Genomic DNA, 21,754 nt, shown 5'->3' on the forward strand with positions numbered 1-21,754 from the left:
ATCCGTAGCAGCACGGCTTGCCGGCGGGAGCGGTGGATCAGACAGAGATGCGTTGCCTGACACGACGCTCCCGCCGGCAAGCCGTGCTGCTACGGGGATGTGTGATGCGGTTCAGGTGGTATAGGTCAATGGCAACTGCGTGGTGGACTTGATCTGCTCCATGGCGAAGCTGGAGCTGATGTCGGTGATGCCCGACAGCTGGATCAGCTTCTTGTACACCGCGTCGTAACCGGCGATGTCCGGCACCACGATTCGCAGCATGTAGTCGGTATCACCGGCCATGCGGTAGCACTCCACCACTTCCGGCAAGGTCGCGATCAGGTCATGGAAGCTGCCCAGCCATTGCGCGTTGTGCTGGTTGGTTCGAATGGCGGCGAACACCGTGACCGCGACGTTCAACTGCGCCGGGTCGAGCAAGGCCACCCGGCCGCGAATCATGCCCTGCTCTTCGAGCTTCTGCACCCTGCGCCAGCAGGCGGTACTGCCCAGGCCGATGCTGTCGGCGATCTCGGCAATGGGCCGCGTGCAGTCGGTTTGCAGAATCCCGAGAATCGCCTGGTCGAACTTGTCCATGGTCAAAGGTCACCCTTACGAAGCGTTATCGCCGAATGCGATAAGGATAAGCCCATTTGCAAGGACCCGCGAAATCTTATTCTCCGAAAGATGGACACAGGAGAAAAATAATCTATTCATTGTGTGAATCTGCGTCGAGTTATCAATTTTTTTTCAGGTCAGCGCTAGTAGTATTTTCTGCATTATGGACAGCACGGATTCCTCCAATGAGCACCCTTCCCTGTTACTTCGATTACGCCGCCACCACCCCTGTCGATGACCGCGTCATCCAGGCCATGGTCACGTGCCTGGGCCGCGAAGGCACCTTTGGCAACCCGGCTTCCAGTTCCCACGGCTACGGCAACCAGGCCCGCCAGGCCGTTGAACTGGCGCGGCGTCAGGTCGCTGAACTGGTAGGCTGCGGGGCAGAATCGATCATCTGGACCTCGGGTGCCACCGAGTCCAACAACCTCGCCATCAAGGGCATGGCCCAGAGCGCCAAGGGCCCGCGCCGCCACCTCATCACCAGCCGCATCGAGCACAAGGCGGTGGTCGATACCGTTTCGCAACTCGAACAGGCCGGCTTCCCGGTGACCTGGCTCGAGCCTGACCGTCAGGGCCTGATCCAGCCCGAAGCCGTGCGCCAGGCACTGCGCGAAGACACCCTGCTGGTGTCGCTGATGATGGTCAACAACGAACTGGGCACGCTGACCGACATTGCCGCCATCGGTGAGTTGGTGCGTGAGCATGGCGCGATTTTCCACGTCGATGCGGCGCAAGGCGCAGGCAAGCTGGCCATTGATCTGAATACGCTGGCCGTGGACCTGATGTCGTTCTCTGCCCACAAGATCTACGGCCCCAAGGGCATTGGCGCGCTGTACGTCGGTGAACGGGCCCGCCCGCTGCTCGAAGCGCAGATCCACGGTGGCGGCCATGAGCAGGGTTTCCGTTCCGGCACCCTGGCCACCCACCAGATTGTCGGCATGGGCTCGGCGTATGCCCTGGCCAGCGCCGAGATGGCCGAAGAGGTTCAGCGTATTTCCGAGCTGTCGGCGCAATTGCGCGAAGGTCTGCTGCAATTGCCGGGGGTCAGTCTCAATGGCGATCCGCTGCAGCGCGTGCCCCACACGCTGAACATCTGCGTCGACAAGGCCGGCTTCAACGCCTTGAGCCTGGCGGCTGACATTGCGGTGTCTTCGACGTCGGCCTGCAATTCGGCCAGCAGCGGCGCTTCCCATGTGCTGCTCGCGCTGGGCCTGACCCAGGCGCAGGCCGGCAGCAGCCTGCGCCTGAGCCTGGGCCGCTACACCCAGGCCGCAGACGTTGAAAAAGCCATCGCCGTGATCGCCCAGCGGTTGAACAGCCAGGCCACGACCTTCTGGTGAGGTGTAACCTCCAGGGGTTACATTTAGGAAAGTAACCCCTAGAGGTTACTTTCCTGACAGTTTGAGCACCGCCAAGCCAATCGCGATGCTCACCGTGAAACTCACCAGCGTGCCGAGCAGCACGTATTCGCTGAGTGGACGCTGGTCAGCGCCCTTGATGTCGTTGAACCGCAGAATGCTCTTGGCTGTGAGCAGAAAGCCGATGGCGGACCACTGCTCCAGCAGCACGAACGTCAGAATCAACACTCGCTCCAGAAAGCCGATCCAGGTGCCGGCCTTCTTCAGTGAGTCTTTGCTGCTGGCCTCCACGGCCGCCATGAACGGCGTCAGCACCGCGCCGGTCAACGCCGAGGCCGGACGCAGCACCAGGACATACGCCAGCAGCACCAACAGGTTGTGGCCGGTGAACAGGGTTTTGCACAGCTCCCAGGCCCAGTTCCAGTACCCTTCGGCACTGAGCCAGATCACCGTCAATGCACCGACCTGCAAGCCGAACTGCAGCACGAAGGCAAACGCCGATCTGACCTTCGTCATCAGCCAGCCGATCAGCGCCCGAATCAGCGCAAACCCCAGGCCTGCGCTCAGCGCAGGTAGCCCGTGGCGATCGAAAGCAAACAGCACGGCAACGACCGCAGCACCTTGCACCAGCGCCTGTAGTCCCCTGAACGCGAGGCTCGCCGGTTGGCCGCGATGCTCCTGCCATTTGCCGAAAACGAACTCAAGCAGCAGATTGAGCAGAATCAACGCCAGCAAGACGGTAGAGGCATCACGCATCGACCACCTCCAGCAGCCATTGCCCGGTACAAGCCAGGTAGCGATCCAGCAAACGCGCCTGCCCCCGCTGCAAGGCCTTGTTGACCGCGACGCGGGACTTGCCCAGTTGCTCGGCGATGCTTTGCTGGTCGCCGCCGTCCAAGAGATGCGCGTAATAGGCCTGGGCTTCCACCACCGTCCATTTGTCGACGACGGCGGCGACAAACTCGGTTACCAGCCCGGCGCCGCGCTGCAACAGCGGGTCATGACTGAACAGGCCCAGAGTCAGTTTTTTCATGCCATCGAGCCCTTGTCCCGACAGCACGAAAGCTTCGCCGTAGCGCCCGCCGGATGCCGCGCCGCCAATGCCGATGGCAATCCGCGCATCCCAACGCTCACCCGCCGGGCTTGCCGAAATCAGACCGGCACGAATCGCCAGCGCACATTCAAACGCCTTGGCAGCGTGTTTCAGCTCCACCTGAAAACCATCACCACGGAAGGTGTCGATGGTCAGGCCATAGGGCTTCTTCAGCGTCGCAAGCACGCGTTTGAGCCCGTCAAGATAGGCATGGGTGTCGCTGACGGTCTGGGAATGCATCAGATCCCCGGTCAACACGGCTTTGGTGGTCATGGGTGCCCCACAAGGAAAATGCGATAGCGACCACTATAGGCCAAATTGCAGAAAAGTAACCTTTTTGGGTTACTTTCGTGAATGTAACCTGAAATGGTTACACCTCAAGCCGCGCAAACCCTGCCAACCCCCTTGAAAACAGGGCCCCAACCATCACACAGCCACCCCGCTCTCTGGCACAATCGCGCATCCGTTTTTCCGAGACAGTCATGAGCATGGACCTGAACAGCGTTTATCAGCGCCTGAACACCGGCAGCAAGAAGTGGAGCCAGTACCCGCAGGACGTGTTGCCGATGTGGGTGGCCGACATGGACTTCGCGGTGGCCGAGCCGATCATGCAGGCGCTGAAGAATCGTCTGGAGCACCCGCTGCTCGGTTATTCGGTGGCTCAGGACCGTCTGCGGCAGACGCTGGTGGCGCGCCTGGCCGACCAGTATGGCTGGCACATCACACCGGAAGACCTGGTGTTCCTGCCAGGCGTCGAGCCTGGGGTGAACATGGCGCTCAATGCGCTGGTGCAGGCTGACAGCGCCGTCGTGGTGCAAACGCCGAACTACTCGCCGCTGCTGGATGCCCCTGGCAACTGGGACCTGGCGCGGATCGATCTGCCGTTTCACGCCGATGCAGATGGCACCTATCCCACTGACATCAACGCTCTGCAAAACACCCTGTCCGACGCTCGCTGCCTGCTGCTGAGCAACCCGCACAACCCGCTGGGCAAGGTCTTCGAGCGCGATGAGTTGCGCGCCATCGGCCAGGCCTGCGTGGACCGTGAGGTGCTGATCATCTCCGACGAAATTCACGCTGACATCCTGTTCGACGGGCGCAAGCACACCCCTATCGCTTCCTTGAGCCCGGAGATCGCCGCGCGCACGGTCACGCTGATGTCCGCCAGCAAGGCCTGGAACATCGCCGGCATGAAGACCGCCTTCGCCATCGTGCAGAACCCTGAGCTGCGCACGCGCTTCAACCGCGGCCAGCGCGGCCTGGTGGACAGCGTCAACGTGCTCGGTTATGAGGCCACTCAGGCGGCGTACAGCGAAGGCGGGCCGTGGCTTGCGCAGGTGATGGCCTACCTGCAGGACAACCGCGACTATCTGGCCCACGCCATCGCGACCCGTTTCCCCGGCATTGCCATGAACCTGCCGCAAAGTACCTTCCTGGCCTGGCTGGATTGCTCGGGGCTTGGTCTGGAGAACCCACAGCGGTTTTTCCTTGAACAGGCAAAGGTGGCGATGAGCGCGGGTCTGGAATTCGGCGACGATTGCGGGCAGTTCGTGCGCCTGAACTTTGGCTGCCCGCGGCCAATGCTCGAAGAAGCACTGGCGCGGATGGAGCGCAGCCTGCTCGTCAGAAATACTTGAGCCAGGAGATGTCGCGACGCCGGGCCTTGAGCTCGGCGAACCAGCGCACCGCGGGGAACAGCGCCACGATCAACACCGCAGCGCACAACCACACCGCCGCGACCGAATCGAAGCCGAAGTAACGGCCCTGATTCTGCCCCCACAGCGCGACGGCGATCAGGTACAGCACCTTGAGCACGTACAGGTGCAGCAGGTAGAAAAACATTGGGGCGGCACCAAAGATCACCAGCGGCTTGAGCCATTTTGACGACCCGGCGCGCTCCAGCCACGCCAGGGTCAGCAGCCCCACACCCAGCGTCAGGCTCAGGAACAGCAGCGATGGCGGGTACTTGGTGATGTTGAAAATGCTCATCAAGGTCAGAGTCAGGGTGTCGCCGGGCGCCCAGGGCTTCTCGCCGTAACCGTTGATACCGCGCAAGGCCAGGAACAGCGCCAGCAGGCCAACGCCCCAGGCGACCAGATTGATCTGGCGCCTGTTTGCATCTGCGCCCCGGGCGAACCACGGCCCGGCGGCGTAGCCCACCGCGATGACGCCGATCCACGGCAACAATGGATACGAGGTGCGCAGACGCAGGCTGTCGCTGATCTCGATCCAGCCTCGGTCATGCAACACGGCCCAGGGAATGTGCATCAGCGAGTCGGCCCCGAAATGCAGGGTATCCAGCATGTTGTGCCCGGCGATGATCGCGATGCCCAAGGCGGCCAGGGCCAGACGCGGCAAGGCGACCAGCGCCGCGAGTGCGATCATGCTCAGGCCGATGGCCCAGATCACTTGCAGGTAGATCACAGCGGGCGGGAACTCAAAGGTCCAGGCGAAGTTGACCAGCGTCACCTCCAGCGCAATCAGCACCAGCCCGCGAACGAACAGGAAACGGCTGACCTGCCCCCGGCCCGGATGACGCTCGCCGTAGAGAAACGCCGAAAGGCCAGTCAGAAACACGAACAGCGGCGCGCAGAAATGCGCCAGGGTGCGGCTGACGAACAATTCCGGGCTGGTGCTGGCGACATCCATCGGGTCGGACACCTGGCGGTGCAGGAAGAAGGTTTCGCGCACGTGATCCAGCAGCATGAAAACGATGATGAGGCCGCGTAAGGCGTCGATCGATTGCAAACGGGTGTGGATCGCCGGCAAAACGGACTGGAAGCGACTCATCGGCGGCGCCCCTCATTCACAGCCCCGAACGTCGGCGCGTGGCCGATGGATGACCAGGCCACGGCATCATGGGGGTGCAGGCTTTCAAGGTGCCTGACCGACACGCTGCTTACCGGAAAACCCATGGCCAGCGACTGCTGAACCTTGCGCGCCGCATCCTCGACGTACATCAGGTTCTGCCCGTTGAGCCGGGCGAAGGCCTGTTCGTCGGCGCGCTTGACCGCCGTCTGCACCGGTGTGCCGAGGGCGTCTTCGATCAGGTCGATCAGGCTGTGCAAGCCCAGGTGATCGGCGTCCTGGTCGATCCGCACCTGAACCCGGGCCACGCTGCGCTGGCTGTGGGGCGTGGCATGGGAACCGTTGTGGCGCAACCACGCAGACACCTGCGCGCTGTCCACGGGACCTGCGCCGAAGTGCAGGATGAATGCCTGTTCCAGCAGTTGCCGGGACAGCGCAGCCGAACACGGGCAGGTAGACGAATAAGTCACCTCGACGCCCGCTTCGAGCCACAGACGGCCCTGCTGCCATTGCGCATCGATCACCACCGGATAGGATTTCCAGCCGTTCAAACCCTGAGTGACCAGCGCCGGGCGTTTGCACAGCAGATCGAAGGTCAGGCGCAGCCGGGCCTGGGAGCTATGGCAATCGGCGTGGCTGGCCACCATCAGTTCCAGCAGCGCGGCAAGGCTGGCCGGGCTGACCGCCTGGTGTTCGGCGAAACGGTCGAGCAGCGTGTACAGCCGCGACATGTGAATGCCCTTGATCTGCGGCACCGGCAGATCGACATGCAGGTCGGCACGGGCATGAACCGGAGCGGCGGCGCCGGGCTCGTCGAGGGTCAGGGGAATGTCGATGCCCTGCATGCCGACCCAGTCGAGCGGCAGCAGGGCTTGGGACAATTCGGAGGAAGCGACGTCGGGAAGCGGATTGTTCATGGGAAGGATGAAGTCTCGAAGCGCATTTGATAGTTATAACATAACATTTCAAATGCAGACTTCCCACTTCATGTAGCAGCACGGCTTGCTGGTAGAGGCGAATTCGAGGACGTCCCCGCGGGCAAGCCCGGCTGCTACGGTGATTTAGGTCGTTGTCGCGGTCCCGTAGCAGCACGGCTTGCCGGCGGGAGCGATTTCAGGCACGCCCCCGCCGGCAAGCCGGACTGCTACGGTTAGGCCTCAATACCCCAACGAAAGCCCGGTATTACGACGCGGATCGTTGGCCCCGTAGAAACGGTTGTTGCCCACCGGTTTGCCACCCAATGACGGCGCGCCGACCAGAATGGCGGCCAGGTGGTTGGCATCCTGCGGCTCGGCGAACTTGTGGCCCCAGCTTTCCAGAATCTTCTGCGTGTCAGGGCTGACCGCGAAGTTTTCAAGATTGGTGGTTTCCGGCATCCACTGCTGGTGGAAACGCGGTGCATCCACCGCTTCCTGGATGTTCATGCCGTAGTCGATGACGTTGAGCATGGTCAGCAAGGTCGCGGTGATGATACGGCTGCCGCCCGGCGTACCCACCACCATCACGGTCTTGCCGTCCTTGGTGACGATGGTCGGGCTCATCGACGACAGCGGCGCCTTGCCCGGTGCGATGGCGTTGGCTTCGCCCTGGATCAGGCCGTACATGTTCGGGACCCCGACCTTGGAGGTGAAGTCGTCCATTTCGTCGTTGAGGATCACCCCGGTCTTGCTCGCCATCACGCCCGCACCGAACCAGTCGTTGAGGGTGTAGGTGACCGAAACCGCGTTGCCCCATTTGTCGACGATGGAGTAATGGGTGGTGTTGTTGCCTTCGTGGGGTGCAACGCCCGGTTTGATGGCCTGGGAATCACCGGCTTTCTGCGGTTCGATGGCGGCACGCAGCTTGGCGGCGTAGTCGCGATCCAGCAGGTGGGCGATGGGGTTCTTCACGAAATCCGGGTCGCCCAGGTAGCTGTTGCGGTCCACGTAAGCGTGGCGCATGGCCTCGATCTGGTAATGCATGCCCTGGGCTGAGTGATAGCCCAGATCCTTCATCGGGTAGCCTTCGAGGATGTTCATGATCTCGCAGATCACCACGCCGCCAGAGCTGGGTGGTGGTGCGGAAACCACGTGGTATCCACGGTAATCGCACTCGATGGGCGCAAGTTCCCGGGTTTTGTATTTGTCGAGGTCAGCCTGGACGATGATGCCCTTGCCCGCCTTGCTGGAATCGACGATGGCTTTGGCTACCCAGCCTTTATAGAAACCGTCGCTGCCCTTGGCGGAGATTTCCTTCAGGGTTTTGGCAAGATCCTTCTGCACCAGCTTGTCGCCGACCTTCAGCGGCTGGCCCTTGTTCAGGAAGATTCCGGACAGGTCCCTGTCGGCCTGGAATTCCTTGGTGGCGTAGTCCAGCAGATCGACGTCGCCCTGCTCCAGCGGGAAGCCGTTTTCAGCCAGCTTGATCGCCGGTGCGATGACTTCGGCGCGCTTTTTGGTGCCGTATTTGCTCAGCGCCAGCTCCATGCCAGACACCGTGCCCGGCACCCCTACTGCCAGGTGGCCCTTGGAGCTGAGGTCCGGCACCACGTTGCCGTCCTTGTCCAGGTACATGTTCGCGGTCGCCGCCAGCGGCGCCTTTTCGCGGAAATCGAGGAAGGTCTTGCGGCCATCGGCCAATTGCACGGTCATGAAACCGCCACCGCCCAGGTTACCCGCTGCGGGATACACCACCGCCAGCGCGTAGCCCACGGCAACAGCGGCGTCCACCGCGTTGCCACCGGATTTGAGAACGTCGACACCCACGTGTGTCGCAAGGTGTTGAGCGGTGACCACCATGCCATTTTCAGCGGCAACCGGCGCCACGGAGGCAGCGTAGGAACAGGAGACAGCCAGGGTCAGTGCCGTCGCGACGAGCGACTTGGCCAAGGGTTCGTACTTCATGGGGCAACTCTCTTCTTCTTTTTGATAGGAACATCAATGTTCGATTGAGGCCCTGTAAAAGTAGCGGCTGAAAGAGAGTTTGACAGAATATTTCATCGCAGCACGGCTTGCGGGTGCGGGCGATTTCGATGACGTCCCCGCGGGCAAGCCCGGCTGCTACGGGGATTTTGTTGTCTGTGCGGTCCGTAGCAGCACGGCTTGCCGGCGGGGCGATCTCAAAGAAGTACGACTACGTCTTAGAACCAGCGATCGTTGCGCTTGCGACCACGGGTCAGCGAAGGCAGGATCAACCCCAGCAGCAGCCCCGCGCCGGCAATACTGCCGCCGTAGACCATGTAGCGCATCAACACCTGATTGTTCTCGTCACCCAGCTTGGCCTGGGTCGAGCGCAATTCGGACTGGGCATCGGTCAACTGGGCGTTGAGGTCCTTGGTGCGCGATTCCAGTTCGTCCACCAGCTTCTTGCGCGAGTCGAGGGTTTCCTGCATGCCCTGGACCTTGGTTTTCCAGTCGTCGTCGATGGTTTTCAGTTGTGCGCTGAGATCAGCGACCTGCTGGGTCAGTTGCGGCACACGCTCGGCAGGACCAGGCACTTCCTGCAGTTCGGAGGACGGAATCCACACGGTGTCACCGGAAGTGCCCTTGACCTGGCTGTAGTCGCCCTGGGTGGTCAACAGCTCGACCTTCTGCCCGGACTTGAGTGTGCCGACGATGCGATAGCCATCGGTGGGGCCGCTGCGCACGTAGGTGCTCAAGGTGTCGGCCACCCAGCGATCCTTGCCTTCCGCCAGCGCCTGGCCCGCCAGGCCCAGGGACAGCAGCGTGCTCACCAGGCCAATGCCGAGCACGCGGCGACGAGCGCCCGGCTGCGGGGAAACGTGAGGGGTGGAGGCGCGATCAGGAGATAGAGGCATGGATGATCTTCAACAAAAAATAAAAAAGAAAGGCCGGATGGTCGGGCCCCGTGCAATGGACAAAAACCGGGCGGCGGCGCGCGATACGCTGCGCGCACAGTGGTCTACTGACAGTTCAAATGGTGTCAGGTTCAGTGTCGGGGGGTGACGTTCGTCTGGTGGATGGCCGATGCCTGTAGGAGCGCGCTTGCCCGCGACAGCGATGAGCCAGTGGACATAGAGGTACCTGACCCGGCGCATTCGCGGGCAAGCGCGCTCCTACGGGATCGGTGCGTGCCTCCCCCCGTAGCAGCACGGCTTGCAGGCGGGGGCTTCCTCAAGATCGCCGACGCCGGCAAGCCGGACTGCTACGGGCGATGTGTGATGAAGAAATGGCGGAAGGCAGCGGGAGTCGAACCTGCCCGGGAACGGCTGCCGTCCCCAACCGGGTTTGAAGCCCGGCCGCGCCACCGGGCGCGATTGCCTTCCATGATCGATCAGACCGCGCCCGACGCCCCTTGTGCCAGGGCATTGTCCGGGCGAATCCGGCGTTGATCGCCGATACGCCGGGTGAAACCGATGCGGTCGAAAAACTCGAGAATCTGGATGCTGCGCTTGCGGCCGATGCCCAGCCCGTCGCGAAACACCGCAGCCTGAATCACCGGGTCAACCGCCGACAGCTGCACAAGCATAGCCACCATTTGTGCGGTCACGGACTCAAGATAGAACAGATCGCGCACCACCTGGTGTACCTGGCCTATGCGCGCCAGCTTGCGCAGCAGCAAACGCACTTCGGCCTCGGGATGGCCGGTGGCGGCGGCCAGATCGCGCACCCAGGGCGGGTCGAACCCGGCGTTCGCCAGCAACGGCTCGATGCGCTGCCAGAGTGCATCGTCCTGCTCGCTGAGTTTGACCTGGTGATCCGGCAGATGCAGCCAGGGCCCGCTGCTACAGATCCGGCCCGAGCTCAGCAACTCATCGACCAGCGCAATGAACGCAGGCCGATCCAGCGTCATCGCGGCAAACCGGCGCAAGCGGTCGCGATCAGGACCCAACTGGTCAGGCTCCTGCTGATGAAAGCGCCCCAGATGGGCCAGCAATTCGTCGCGCAGGGCCTGCCATCGCGCGTCACTGAACAGCAATTGGCCCTGGCGCGTGGCGATGATGCGGATGTCGGCGGGCAAACGCCAGGTGGCCCGCAGACGATTGAACTGACGTTCCAGCCGCTGCGGGTCCAGCCCGGTTTCGCTGCTGGCGATCAATGCGGGCAACGCCTGTTCCAGGCTGTCGGCGCTGGCCAGAATCCGCAGTTGCCCAAGCCGGGCTTCGCTTCGGCGCTGACGTGAAGGCGCGAACGGGTCCAGTACACGGCCGCCACCTAGGGTACGTTGGGCACTCTGGTCCCGCAGCACCAGACGATCGCCATGCACCCCGTGCACCGGGGCGTTGAGCAGGAGTTGCGCGAACATGCGCTGGCCGGGCTGCAGCGTGCTGCCTTCCAGCAGCGCGACCCGGGCGGTGACGTCCTGAGTGCCGACATGCACGTGGACCGGACTGAAATGCTCGAAGACGCGGGTTTCACTGGCGAGCAAGTGCAAATAGATGTCCATGCGCTGGGTGGGCGCGAACAGCCACGGCGCCAACAGCCAGTCGCCCCGGTGAATCTGTTCGAGGCTGAGCTTCTCCGCACTCAGGTTCAGCGCCACTCGCTGGCCGATCCAGGCCTGGGCAGCGCTCTGGTTCTGCGCATGCAGCCCGCGCACGCGCACCTGTTTGCCGGCCTGACCCAGTGCCAGGCTGTCACCCGCCGTCACCTGCCCGGCCAGCGCGGTGCCGGTGACCACAATCCCCGCCCCAGCCACCGTGAACGCCCGGTCGATATCCAGCCGAAACCCGCCCCGGTCACTGCGCTCAGCCACGTCCTCCTGCGCCAGTAGCAGCGCCTGGCGCAAAGTTTCCACACCATCGCCGCTGTGGCTGGACACCTCGAATTGCAGCGCGTCCGCATACGGCCCGGGCGCCAGCAACTGCCTGATTTGCGTGCTCACCTGCTGCACCCGCGCAGCCTCGGCGCGGTCGCATTTGCTGATGACCACCAACAGCTCGGGGATGCCCAGCAACTCGACAATCGCCAGGTGCTCGCGGGTCTGGGGCATCACGCCGTCGTCCGCGGCCACCACCAGCAGCACCAGATCGATGCCCCGGGCACCGGCCAACATGTTGTGAATGAACCGCTCATGGCCCGGCACATCGATGAAACCGGTCAGCGGCGCCCCAGGCTTGAGCGGCGCGTAGAGGTAACCCAGATCGATGGTGATGCCGCGCTCGCGTTCCTCACGGCGACGATCACCGGCCTGCCCGGTCAACGCCTCAAGCAACGCCGTCTTGCCGTGGTCGATATGCCCCGCCGTGCCGACAATCACCCTGCCTCGCCCTCCCATTGCAGCTGATTCAACTGGGCGATCCAGCCCGCTTCGTCATCCAGCTGGCGCAGATCCAGCCACAGGGCGTCATCATCGATACGCCCCAGCACCGGGATCGGCAGCTTGCGCAAACCCGCCTCCAGCCCATGCAACTGCCGCCCTCGCAGCTTTTTTGAGACGATCGGTCGTAAACACAGCGACGCACTGGGAAGCCGCGCCACAGGCTGGCTGCCGCTGCCGATCATGCCCAGGCTCGGCTGCACCGCAACGCCCCAGCCCTCGCCCAGCACCCGGGCCAGCAGAGGCCTCAAGCGCTCGGCCTGGGCGAGGATTTCGTGCTGCGGGCGGGTCAGCAGGCGCAGGCTGGGCAGGCGCGCGGCGAGGCGGTCCGGGTCGCGGTACAGACTCAGCACGGCTTCCAGCGCGGCAAGCGTGAGTTTGTCCACGCGCAGGGCACGCTTGAGCGGGTTTTTCTTGATCCTGGCGATCAGCGCCTTGCTGCCGACAATCAACCCGGCTTGCGGGCCACCCAGCAGTTTGTCGCCGCTGAAGGTGACGATGTCCGCGCCGTCGAGCAGCGCCTGGTGCACCGTGGGTTCGGCGGGCAGCCCCCAGCGCGTCAGGTCCAGGAGGCTGCCGCTGCCCAGGTCTTCCAGCAGCGGCAGGTCGTGTTGATGGGCGATTGCGGCGATCTCGGCGGTCGATACGCTGGTGGTGAAGCCCTGGATGCTGTAGTTGCTGGTGTGCACGCGCATCAGCAGGCCGGTGCGCGGGTTGATCGCCTCTTGGTAATCCTTGGCGTGGGTGCGGTTGGTGGTGCCGATCTCATGCAGTCTGACGCCGGCCCGGGCCATGATGTCGGGAATGCGAAAGGCGCCGCCGATCTCGATCAGTTCGCCCCGGGAGATGATCCCCTCCTTGCGCGCCCCAAGGCTGTTCAACGCGAGGAGCACCGCAGCGGCGTTATTGTTGACCACAGTGACGGCTTCGGCCCCGGTCAGCTCGCGGATCAGGCCTTCGATAAGATCGTCGCGGTCACCGCGCTTGCCGCTGGCCAGGTCGAACTCCAGGTTCAAGGGATAGCGGGCGGCGATCTGGATGGCTTCTATGGCTTCTTCCGGCAGCAGCGCCCGGCCCAGATTGGTGTGCAGCACGGTGCCGGTGAGGTTGAACACCCGCCGCACCCGGCTTTGATGAGCCGCGGCAAGACGCTCGGCCGCCCTGCCCGCCAGCACCTCGCTGCCCAGTTCGCTGGCGCTGATCTGTCCGAGCCGGATCGACTCGCGAAGGTCGTCCAGCAGCTGGCGCAAGGTGGCCAGCAGCGCGTCACGGCCATAGCGTTCGATCAGCGGATGGCAGGCGGGGTGACGCAACAGGCTGTCGATGGAAGGCAAGCGCGGCGGGATCGAAGCGAGGGTTTGCGGCATTCAAGGCTCCTACAGGTCTGCGTCGTAGCAGTCCGGCTTGCCGGCGTCAGCACCCTTGAAACCGCTGACGCCGGCAAGCCGGACTGCTACGAAGAACGGCATGGCATCAGTGTAGCCGCCGATCTCAATCCCCTCCCGGCGCCAGCATCAGGTTCGGCGCCATGCGGGCGATACCTTCCAGGTCCAGGCGCATGTCCAGCGCCAGGCTGGCGAGATCCGCTGACAGCGGCTCGGCGTAGGCATCGCATTCAAGGTAGATCTGCTTCAGGTAGGTGTTGCACCCGGGACAGACCTCGGCCCGCAACGGCGCCTTGTCCACGGCCACGCGATCGCTGTCCAGGCTCATGTATTTGAGGCCCTTGCTCTGCTCGCAATACACGCACTTGATCCGCACCACATGCCACTCGCAGGCGCACAGCGAACAGGCCAGATAACGCAGGCCATTGTGCTTGCCGCGATGACGCAACACCCCGGCCATGGCCGGCGAGCCACAGGCCGGGCACAGGCTCAGGGCATCGCAGGCCTTCAGTTCATGGGTCGGCAGCATGAGCAGCCAATGAGTCCACGCTGCCTGCAAGGCTGCACCAAGAAACGGCACCAGCGCCGGCGGCAGGCCTGAGAACTGACCGCCCAGCAACATCAGCGCCCAGGCCCTGCGCTGCCCCTCGCCAGCCTCGCGCAGGCGGGTCAAGACCTGGCCCACCAGCGTCGAGTCCGACGCCGGATAGCGTTCGAGCAGCGCGTCCAGCCAGACCTGCCATTGCACCTGACGCACCATGCTGTCGGCGGCCAGGGGTGGCAAACCGCGCTGACGGCACAGCTCCAGGCTCTGGGCGTCCAGCGCCCACTGCGCCGGAGGCTGGTCGAGCAGGCTCTGCTGCACCCGACACAGGCTTGCGATCAGCCGCAGGTAACCGGCCAGCAGGTGATCCTGGGCAAGCTGCTCCAGGCGGGCAGCACGCAGGGCGAACAGATCCGGCGGCGGCAGGTGCAGGAATGGCGGCGAGCCGGCAGCCGCTTCGATTTGCCCGGGTTCGAGAATCTGGCTCAACGGCTCATCCTTTTTTCGTCACGCGGGTGGGTGTCTGATCCTTATCGACCACTTGGCGATACCACAATTCATGGTGTTTCTTCGCCCAGCGACGGCTGACCCAGCCATGGAGCATGGCACTCACCGAGCCCTTGATCCAGATCCCGGCGTAGATGTGCACGATAATGCTGGTGATGAGGACAAATCCGGCCAGCGCATGAATCAAGGCGCCCAGGCGAATCACCGTGATGTCGAAGTACTCGCTGAAATATGCGCGCCAGATTATCAATCCGCTGACCAGCAGCCCGAGCATGCACAGCAGCAAGGTCCAGAACAGCAGTTTCTGCCCCGGGTTGTACTTGCCCACCGGGGGCACGCCCTCTTCCTCGTTTTTCATCACCCGGTCGATGCGCTTGAGCCACAGCCGGTCGTTGGCGATGAACAGGTTGGCGCGCCAGAAACGCAGCACCAGCCCCAGGAAGAACACGAACATCGCCACGCCCATGAACGGATGCAGGATGCGTGTCCACGGCCCGCCGCCGAACAGGTTGGTCAGCCAGAACATCGCCGGATGAAACAGCGCGAGGCCCGACAGCCCGGCCATGAAAAACAGGATGGCGACGATCCAGTGGTTGGTCCGTTCGTTGGCGTTGTAGCGCAGGATGGTCTTGCCCGGTTCGCGGTTCTCGTTCATGGCCGGCGCTCCCCATCAGGTCCCGGTTGGTTTGGCTGTCCGCTGCGTGGATCGTAGACGTGCACCGCCGGATCGACCTCGTGAACGTCCGGGTCCTTGCCGTGCTCGCTGTGCGGGTCTTCCTCCCGCTGCGGGCCGATGCGCACGTAGTGGAAGAACCCGGCCACCACCGCCAGCCCCATGGCCAGCAGGCCCAGCGGCTTGGTCACGCCTTTCCACAAGCCCACCAGCGGGCTGATTTCCGGATTGAGCGGAAGCCCGGCATAGAGTTTCGGATCGTCAGCGTGGTGCAGCACGTACATCACATGGGTGCCGCCAACACCTGCCGGGTCATACAGGCCTGCGTTCTCGAAGCCACGGGACTTGAGGTCCACGACCCGCTCGGCGGCGTGAGTCTTCATGTCGGCCTTGGTGCCGAAGACGATGGCGCCGGTCGGACAGGTTTTCACACAGGCCGGTTCCAGCCCCACCGAGACCCGATCCGAGCAAAGAGTACATTTGTACGCCTTGTGGTCTTTCTGCGAGATTCGCGGAATGTTGAACGGGCAACCGGTGATGCAGTAGCCGCAGCCGATGCAGTGGTCCTGGTTGAAATCGACGATGCCGTTGGCGTGCTTGATGATCGCGCCGGGGCTGGGGCAGGCCTTGAGGCAGCCTGGGTCGGCGCAGTGCATGCAGCCGTCCTTGCGGATCAGCCACTCCAGATTGTTATCCGCAGTTTCGTGTTCGGTGAAGCGCATCAGGGTCCAGGTCTGGGCGCTCAGGTCCTGCGGGTTGTCGTAGGTGCCGTGGTTGTGGCCGACCTCGTCGCGCAACTCGTTCCATTCCGAGCACGCGACCTGGCAGGCCTTGCAACCGATGCACTTGGTGGTGTCGATCAGCTTGGCGACTTCCTCAAGCTGGCGCACCGAGGACGGCACCGTGGTGGTGGCCGAACGGGCAATCACATCCTGAATGGCCATCAGATTTTCTCCAGGTTGACCAAAAACGACTTGGATTCCGGGGTCTGGGAATTACCGTCACCCAGAAACGGCACCAGGGTATTGGCCAGGTAGCCATTGCGCGTGGTGCCGGTGAAGCCCCAGTGGATCGGGATACCGATCTGATGCACCACCTGATTGTTCACCTGCAAGGGGCGAATGCGCTTGGTCACCACCGCCACGGCCTCGATGAAGCCGCGCTTGCTGCTGACCCGCACCCGATCCCCCGCCACGATGCCCTTCTCCTTGGCCAGCGCCTCGCCGATCTCGACGAACTGCTCCGGCTGGGCAATCGCATTGAGGGTGCAATGCTTGCTCCAGTAGTGGAAATGCTCGGTCAGCCGGTAGCTGGTGCCCGCGTAGGGGAAGTCCTTGGCCACGCCCAACGTGTCCCACACCGAATCGAACACGCGCCCGGCCGGGTTGCTGGTGGCCTGCTTGTTGTTCGGATGCAGCGGGTTGATGCCGATGGGCGTCTCGAAGGGTTCGTAGTGCTCGGGAAACGGCCCCTCGTTCATCTTGTCCACGGCGAAGAACCGCGCCACGCCCTCGGGGTTCATGATGAACGGGTTCATCCCCGCCTCAGGCGCGGACGTGGGTACGAAGTCTGGCACGTCGGTGCCGGTCCAGACCTTGCCGTTCCACCAGATCAGGCGTTTCTTCGGATCCCAGGGTTTGCCCTGCACGTCGGCCGACGCGCGGTTATAGAGAATGCGCCGGTTGTTCGGCCACGCCCAGGCCCAGCCCTGATGCTGATGCATGCCGAACGGGTCGCTGTTGTCGCGCCGGGCCATCTGGTTGCCGGCCTCGGTCCAGCTGCCGCAGAAGATCCAGCAACCCGATGCCGTGCTGCCGTCATCTTTGAGCTGCGCAAAGGCCGTCAACTGCGCCCCGCCCTTGACCGCCGCGCCTGAGGCGTCGGTAAAGTCGGTGGTGGCCGCGCCGTTGATCTCCTTGGCGATCTCTTCCGGCGAAGGCTCCTCGGGGATCTTGTACGGCCAACTGAGTTTGAGCAAAGGTTCGGCGTAGGCCCCGCCCTTCTCCAGATACAGCTTGCGCAGGCGCAGGAACAGCTCGCTCATGATGCGCACGTCGGTGATCGCCTCGCCGGGGCCCTCGGCACCCTTGAAGTGCCATTGCAACCAGCGGCTGCTGTTGACCAGCGAGCCGTCCTCTTCGGCAAAACAGGTGGTGGGCAGGCGAATCACTTCGGTCTGGATGTTTTCGCTCTGCACGTCGTTGTACGGCCCCACGTTGTGCCAGAACTCGGAGGTCTCGGTGGCCAGCGGGTCCATCACCACCAGCCACTTGAGCTTGGCCAGGGCCTTCATCACGCGGTTCTTGTCCGGCAGCGCGGCAATCGGGTTGAAGCCCTGGCACAGGTAGCCGTTGACCTTGCCGCTGCCCATCATGTCGAACATCTTCAGGACGTCGTAGCCGGGAATGTCCAGCTTGGGCAGCCAGTCATAGCCCCAGTTGTTCTCGGCCGTGGCGTTGGCGCCATACCAGGATTTCATCAGGCTGACGTGGAACTTGCTGTAGTTCTGGTAGTAGGACAGTTGCCCCGGCCGCAGCGGTTTCTGGGTGCGCTTGGTGATGTAGTCGTTGTAGTTCTGCTCGCCGTCGTTGGCCAGGGTCAGGTAACCCGGCAACGAGTTGGAGAGCAGCCCCAGGTCGGTCAGGCCCTGGATGTTGGAGTGACCGCGCAAGGCGTTCATCCCCCCGCCTGGCATGCCGATGTTGCCCAGCAACAGCTGCACCATGGCCGCACTGCGGATGATCTGCGCGCCGATGGAGTGCTGCGTCCAGCCCAGGGCGTAGAGGATGGTCATGGTCTTGCCGGGGACCGAGCAGGTGGCGATTTCCTCCCAGATCTTCATCATCTGATCCTGAGGCATGCCGCAGGTCAGACTGGCGATGTCGGCGGTGTAGCGGCTGTAATGCTGCTTCATCAACTGATAGACGCAGCGCGGGTCCTGCAGGGTCGGGTCGACCTTGGCGAAGCCGTCCTCGCCCAGCTCGTAGCCCCAGCCGGATTTGTCCGTGTAGACCCGTTTGGTCGCGTCATAGCCGCTGAAAATGCCGTCTTCAAAGCCATAACCGGCTTTGACGATGAACGAGACGTCGGTGTAGTTGCGCACGTACTCGTGCTGGATCTTGTCCTGGGTCAGCAGGTAATTGATCAGCCCGCCCATGAACGCAATGTCGCTGCCGGTGCGAATCGGCGCGTAATAGTCGGCCACGGAGGCGGTACGGGTGAAACGCGGGTCGACCACGATCAGCCGCGCCTGGTTATGCGCCTTGGCTTCGGTCACCCATTTGAAGCCGCACGGGTGCGCTTCGGCGGAGTTGCCGCCCATTACCAGAATCAGGTTCGCGTTGGCGATATCGGTCCAGGTATTGGTCATGGCTCCACGGCCATACGTCGGGGCAAGACTTGCCACCGTCGGGCCATGTCAGACACGTGCCTGGTTATCGAACCCCAGCATGCCGGTTGCGCGAATGACCTTGTGGGTCATGTAACCCGCTTCGTTGGAAGCCGCCGATGCCGCGAGAAAGCCCGTGGTGAGCCAGCGGTTGACGGTTTCGCCCTTGGCGTTCTTCTCGATGAAGTTGGCGTCGCGGTCTTCCTTCATCAGCTCGGCCACGCGGTCCAGGGCTTCATCCCAGGAAATGCGCGTCCATTCCTTGCTGCCTGGCTTGCGCACCTGCGGGTACTTGAGGCGGCTGGGGCTGTGAATGAAGTCCAGAAGACCCGCGCCTTTGGGGCACAGGGTGCCACGGTTGACCGGGTGGTCGGCGTCGCCTTCGATATGGATGATGTTCTGCGCCACGTTCTTGGCCGCATCGCCCTGGCTGTACATTATCAGCCCGCAGCCGACCGAGCAGTACGGGCAGGTGTTGCGGGTTTCATGGGTGTGGGCGAGCTTGAAGTGGCGTATCTGCTCGGCGAATGCGGGCGCGGGCGCCATGCCCAACGCCGCCAGGCTCGAGCCTCCAAGGCCGATTGCGGCGACCTTGAAGAACTGCCGACGGTTGAGGTCCATCGTGCACTCCTCATCAGGGAATGATCCCGGTACATGGCCGGGAGAGTGTTCGATCACGGTGTCGACAGCGCAGCATCGACCGTTTCAGCGTAGTTCAGATTGTGCGCGGGATTGTGAAAATGGACGGTTGGCTAAGGGTGGAAGCCTGTAGGAGCGCGCTTGCACGCGACAGCGGTGTGTCAGTCGACATCGAGGTGCCTGACCTGACGCCGTCGCGGGCAAGCGCGCTCCTACAAGTGAGGCGTTCCCACGCGGGAGCGTGGGAACGATCATTACCGGCCGGGGTTATTCCTCGCGGACCGGTTTGAACACCACCACGGCCAATGGCGGCAGATTCAACGCCAACGAAACCGCCTGCCCGTGGCTCTTGATCTCGTCGGCCGTCACCGCCCCGCCGTTGCCGACGTTGGACCCGGCATACACCCCGGCATCGGTGTTGAGCAGTTCCGCCCATTTGCCACTGAACGGCACGCCCACCCGATAGCCATGACGCGGCACCGGGGTCAGGTTCGCTACCACCAGCAGCGGCTCGCCTTCGCGGCTCCAGCGCAGGTAGGCATAGACGCTGTTGCCGGCGTCGTCGCCAATCACCCACTGGAAGCCCTGCGGCTGGCAGTCCTGCTCGTACAGGGCTTTCTCCGAGCGATACAACCGGTTCAAGTCCCCCACCAGCGTATGCACACCCTTGTGCTCGGCGTAGTTGAGGAAATGCCAGTCCAACTCGGTGTCGTGGTTCCACTCGCGCCACTGGCCGAACTCGCAACCCATGAACAGCAGCTTCTTGCCCGGGTGGGTCCACATGAACGTCAGATAAGCCCGCAGGTTGGCGAATTTCTGCCAGCGATCCCCCGGCATCTTGTCGATCAGCGAATGCTTGCCGTGCACCACTTCGTCGTGGGAAATCGGCAGGATGAACCGCTCGGACCACGCATACACCAGCCCGAAGCTCAACCGGTCATGGTGATGCTGGCGATGGATCGGATCCTGTTCGATGTACTTGAGCGTGTCGTGCATCCAGCCCATGTTCCACTTGTAGGCGAACCCCAGGCCGCCCTGTTGGGTTGGCTGGCTGACACCCGGCCAGGCCGTGGATTCCTCGGCAATCACCAGCGCACCGGGTGCTTCCAGGGCCACCACGTCGTTGAGGTGACGCAGGAAATCGATCGCTTCCAGGTTCTCGCGGCCACCGTAACGGTTCGGCACCCACTCCCCGGCCTTGCGCGAATAGTCGCGGTACAACATCGACGCCACAGCATCCACCCGCAGGCCATCGACGTGGAAATGCTTGAGCCAGTGCAGGCCCGAGGCAATCATGAAGCCATGCACCTCGGTGCGGCCCAGGTTGTAGATCAACGTGTCCCAGTCCTGGTGGAAGCCCTCTTGCGGGTTGCCGTACTCGTACAGCGCGGTGCCGTCGAATTGCGCCAGGCCGTGGGTGTCGGTAGGGAAATGCGCCGGCACCCAGTCGAGGATCACGCCGATGTCGTTCTGGTGACAGGCATTGACGAACGCCGCGAAGTCTTCAGGCGAGCCGTAGCGCGCGCTCGGGGCGAATTGCGAGAGCAACTGATAGCCCCAGGAACCGCCGAACGGGTGCTCCATGATCGGCATCAGCTCGATGTGGGTGAAGCCCAGGTCCTTTACATAAGGAATCAACTGGTCCGCCAGTTCGCGCCAGTTGAACGGGCGATCCGGTTCGTCTTCGCCGCCGTGGTGCCAACGCCAAGAGCCGGCATGCAGTTCGTAGATCGACAGCGGCTGGTGCACGTCCTGCTTGTCGCCACGGGCCTGCATCCAGTCATGATCCTGCCAGTCGAAGCTCAGCGGCGCGGCGACCTTGGAAGCGGTGTCAGGCGGGAGCTTGGTGGCCAGGGCCATCGGGTCGGCCTTGAGCGGCAGGACGCCATGCTGCCCCAGAATCTCGTACTTGTAGGCCTCGCCCGGCCCGATGCGAGGAATGAAGACTTCCCAGACGCCGCTTGGGTGTCGCGCACGCATCGGATGCCTGCGCCCGTCCCAGCTGTTGAAATCCCCCACCACCGACACCCGGCGGGCGTTGGGCGCCCAGACCGAGAAGCGCACGCCATCGACGCCATCGACGTTCTTGACCTGTGCCCCCAAGGCGCTACTCAGGTCGCGGTGATTGCCCTCGGCGAACAGGTAGAGGTCCATCTCTCCCAGCAACTGGCCGAAGCTGTAAGGGTCCTCGGTGATCTGCTCGCCCGTGGCCCAGTTGATCTTCAACAGATAAGGCTCGCGAGTCTCGAAGTGCCCGGCGAAAAAGCCGGGCTTGTCACTCATCGTCAGCTCGCCCAGATCGCGTTCCCCGTCGCGGGACAGCACGCGCACCCCCAGGGCCTGTGGCAGGTAGGCACGGATCACCTGGCCATTCTTGCCGTCGCTGTGGGGGCCGAGTATGGAGAACGGATCGGGGTGTTCGGCGCGGATCAACGCGTCCATATCGCCGGCGGTTGGCAACACATCCCGGTTGCCCTTGCCGAATTGGTCAGACGCACTCATTT

At 63.2% G+C, this 21,754-nt stretch carries 17 protein-coding genes and 1 tRNA gene; 3 read left to right on the plus strand and 15 right to left on the minus strand.

The features are described from left to right. Positions 1 to 111: 111 nt before the first annotated feature. Positions 112 to 573, minus strand: coding sequence for an Lrp/AsnC family transcriptional regulator (locus ACIPO9_RS06465; RefSeq protein WP_400779476.1), 462 nt, complete (start codon positions 571 to 573; stop codon positions 112 to 114). Between the two features lie 206 nt (positions 574 to 779). Here ACIPO9_RS06465 and ACIPO9_RS06470 point away from each other — a divergent pair, with 206 nt between their 5' ends. After that, complete coding sequence (locus tag ACIPO9_RS06470; protein ID WP_274131093.1) at positions 780 to 1,937, plus strand: cysteine desulfurase family protein; 1,158 nt, start codon at positions 780 to 782, stop codon at positions 1,935 to 1,937. Positions 1,938 to 1,982: 45 nt separating this feature from the next. Here ACIPO9_RS06470 and ACIPO9_RS06475 read toward each other — a convergent pair whose 3' ends face one another. After that, on the minus strand, positions 1,983 to 2,711 hold the full coding sequence (locus ACIPO9_RS06475) for a hypothetical protein (protein ID WP_400779478.1): 729 nt from the start codon (positions 2,709 to 2,711) through the stop codon (positions 1,983 to 1,985). Next, positions 2,704 to 3,321 carry a hypothetical protein gene (locus tag ACIPO9_RS06480; RefSeq protein WP_274131095.1) on the minus strand — a complete coding sequence of 206 codons (618 nt, stop codon included), beginning with the start codon at positions 3,319 to 3,321 and terminating at the stop codon, positions 2,704 to 2,706. Before ACIPO9_RS06480 ends, ACIPO9_RS06475 begins: the two co-directional genes overlap by 8 nt. 209 nt (positions 3,322 to 3,530) lie before the next feature. Between ACIPO9_RS06480 and ACIPO9_RS06485 the strand changes: the two genes are divergently transcribed. After that, positions 3,531 to 4,685, plus strand: coding sequence for a MalY/PatB family protein (locus ACIPO9_RS06485; protein ID WP_400779480.1), 1,155 nt, complete (start codon positions 3,531 to 3,533; stop codon positions 4,683 to 4,685). Here ACIPO9_RS06485 and ACIPO9_RS06490 read toward each other — a convergent pair. From ACIPO9_RS06490 to ACIPO9_RS06505, 4 genes are all read right to left on the minus strand, one after another. After that, positions 4,672 to 5,838, minus strand: coding sequence for a DUF1624 domain-containing protein (locus ACIPO9_RS06490; RefSeq protein WP_400779482.1), 1,167 nt, complete (start codon positions 5,836 to 5,838; stop codon positions 4,672 to 4,674). The two genes, ACIPO9_RS06485 and ACIPO9_RS06490, sit on opposite strands and share 14 nt — an antisense overlap. After that, positions 5,835 to 6,773: a GTP cyclohydrolase FolE2 gene (folE2, locus tag ACIPO9_RS06495; protein ID WP_400779484.1), complete on the minus strand. Its 939-nt coding sequence runs from the start codon at positions 6,771 to 6,773 to the stop codon at positions 5,835 to 5,837. The genes ACIPO9_RS06490 and folE2 overlap by 4 nt, the downstream gene beginning before the upstream one ends. A gap of 240 nt (positions 6,774 to 7,013) precedes the next feature. Continuing rightward, complete coding sequence (ggt, locus tag ACIPO9_RS06500; protein WP_400779486.1) at positions 7,014 to 8,738, minus strand: gamma-glutamyltransferase; 1,725 nt, start codon at positions 8,736 to 8,738, stop codon at positions 7,014 to 7,016. A gap of 236 nt (positions 8,739 to 8,974) precedes the next feature. Then, positions 8,975 to 9,652, minus strand: coding sequence for a TIGR04211 family SH3 domain-containing protein (locus ACIPO9_RS06505; protein ID WP_400779488.1), 678 nt, complete (start codon positions 9,650 to 9,652; stop codon positions 8,975 to 8,977). Here ACIPO9_RS06505 and ACIPO9_RS06510 point away from each other — a divergent pair. Next, the gene (locus ACIPO9_RS06510; RefSeq protein WP_400779490.1) at positions 9,651 to 9,800 is read left to right on the plus strand and encodes a hypothetical protein; all 150 of its coding nucleotides are present in this window, start codon (positions 9,651 to 9,653) and stop codon (positions 9,798 to 9,800) included. The genes ACIPO9_RS06505 and ACIPO9_RS06510 overlap by 2 nt on opposite strands. 224 nt (positions 9,801 to 10,024) lie before the next feature. On the opposite strand, the gene ACIPO9_RS06515 is transcribed toward ACIPO9_RS06510, so the two are convergent. The 8 genes from ACIPO9_RS06515 to glgB form a co-directional block, all read right to left on the minus strand. Then, positions 10,025 to 10,120: transfer RNA gene (locus ACIPO9_RS06515), tRNA-Sec, on the minus strand. 8 nt (positions 10,121 to 10,128) lie between these two features. Then, positions 10,129 to 12,054 (minus strand): selenocysteine-specific translation elongation factor, encoded by a 1,926-nt coding sequence (gene selB / locus ACIPO9_RS06520; protein WP_400779492.1) that lies wholly within the window; start codon positions 12,052 to 12,054, stop codon positions 10,129 to 10,131. Next, positions 12,051 to 13,481, minus strand: a complete 1,431-nt coding sequence (selA, locus tag ACIPO9_RS06525) for an L-seryl-tRNA(Sec) selenium transferase (protein WP_400779494.1) — start codon at positions 13,479 to 13,481, stop codon at positions 12,051 to 12,053. The genes selB and selA overlap by 4 nt, the downstream gene beginning before the upstream one ends. Positions 13,482 to 13,605: 124 nt before the next feature. Continuing rightward, positions 13,606 to 14,532 (minus strand): formate dehydrogenase accessory protein FdhE, encoded by a 927-nt coding sequence (gene fdhE, locus ACIPO9_RS06530; protein WP_400779496.1) that lies wholly within the window; start codon positions 14,530 to 14,532, stop codon positions 13,606 to 13,608. A gap of 4 nt (positions 14,533 to 14,536) precedes the next feature. Beyond that, positions 14,537 to 15,205 (minus strand): formate dehydrogenase subunit gamma, encoded by a 669-nt coding sequence (locus ACIPO9_RS06535; protein WP_400779498.1) that lies wholly within the window; start codon positions 15,203 to 15,205, stop codon positions 14,537 to 14,539. Beyond that, a complete protein-coding gene (fdxH, locus tag ACIPO9_RS06540) occupies positions 15,202 to 16,167 on the minus strand; it encodes a formate dehydrogenase subunit beta (protein WP_400779500.1) in 966 nt (321 codons plus the stop codon). Before fdxH ends, ACIPO9_RS06535 begins: the two co-directional genes overlap by 4 nt. Then, on the minus strand, positions 16,167 to 19,232 hold the full coding sequence (fdnG, locus tag ACIPO9_RS06545) for a formate dehydrogenase-N subunit alpha (RefSeq protein WP_400779502.1): 3,066 nt from the start codon (positions 19,230 to 19,232) through the stop codon (positions 16,167 to 16,169). Before fdnG ends, fdxH begins: the two co-directional genes overlap by 1 nt. Positions 19,233 to 19,517: 285 nt before the next feature. Continuing rightward, complete coding sequence (glgB, locus tag ACIPO9_RS06550; RefSeq protein ID WP_274131108.1) at positions 19,518 to 21,752, minus strand: 1,4-alpha-glucan branching protein GlgB; 2,235 nt, start codon at positions 21,750 to 21,752, stop codon at positions 19,518 to 19,520. Between the last annotated feature and the right edge of the window lie 2 nt (positions 21,753 to 21,754).

The sequence above is a fragment of the Pseudomonas sp. NPDC090203 genome, assembly GCF_044746765.1.
GTDB classification, from domain to species: domain Bacteria; phylum Pseudomonadota; class Gammaproteobacteria; order Pseudomonadales; family Pseudomonadaceae; genus Aquipseudomonas; species Aquipseudomonas putida_AD.

What these genes read in the sequence shown, in the direction of transcription:
- ACIPO9_RS06465 (WP_400779476.1), bottom strand. Translation starts at nt 573, where the DNA reads ATGGACAAGTTCGACCAGGCGATTCTCGGGATTCTGCAAACCGACTGC.
- ACIPO9_RS06470 (WP_274131093.1), top strand. Translation starts at nt 780, where the DNA reads ATGAGCACCCTTCCCTGTTACTTCGATTACGCCGCCACCACCCCTGTC.
- ACIPO9_RS06475 (WP_400779478.1), bottom strand. Translation starts at nt 2,711, where the DNA reads ATGCGTGATGCCTCTACCGTCTTGCTGGCGTTGATTCTGCTCAATCTG.
- ACIPO9_RS06480 (WP_274131095.1), bottom strand. Translation starts at nt 3,321, where the DNA reads ATGACCACCAAAGCCGTGTTGACCGGGGATCTGATGCATTCCCAGACC.
- ACIPO9_RS06485 (WP_400779480.1), top strand. Translation starts at nt 3,531, where the DNA reads ATGAGCATGGACCTGAACAGCGTTTATCAGCGCCTGAACACCGGCAGC.
- ACIPO9_RS06490 (WP_400779482.1), bottom strand. Translation starts at nt 5,838, where the DNA reads ATGAGTCGCTTCCAGTCCGTTTTGCCGGCGATCCACACCCGTTTGCAA.
- folE2 (WP_400779484.1), bottom strand. Translation starts at nt 6,773, where the DNA reads ATGAACAATCCGCTTCCCGACGTCGCTTCCTCCGAATTGTCCCAAGCC.
- ggt (WP_400779486.1), bottom strand. Translation starts at nt 8,738, where the DNA reads ATGAAGTACGAACCCTTGGCCAAGTCGCTCGTCGCGACGGCACTGACC.
- ACIPO9_RS06510 (WP_400779490.1), top strand. Translation starts at nt 9,651, where the DNA reads ATGGATGATCTTCAACAAAAAATAAAAAAGAAAGGCCGGATGGTCGGG.
- ACIPO9_RS06505 (WP_400779488.1), bottom strand. Translation starts at nt 9,652, where the DNA reads ATGCCTCTATCTCCTGATCGCGCCTCCACCCCTCACGTTTCCCCGCAG.
- selA (WP_400779494.1), bottom strand. Translation starts at nt 13,481, where the DNA reads ATGCCGCAAACCCTCGCTTCGATCCCGCCGCGCTTGCCTTCCATCGAC.
- ACIPO9_RS06535 (WP_400779498.1), bottom strand. Translation starts at nt 15,205, where the DNA reads ATGAACGAGAACCGCGAACCGGGCAAGACCATCCTGCGCTACAACGCC.
- fdxH (WP_400779500.1), bottom strand. Translation starts at nt 16,167, where the DNA reads ATGGCCATTCAGGATGTGATTGCCCGTTCGGCCACCACCACGGTGCCG.
- glgB (WP_274131108.1), bottom strand. Translation starts at nt 21,752, where the DNA reads ATGAGTGCGTCTGACCAATTCGGCAAGGGCAACCGGGATGTGTTGCCA.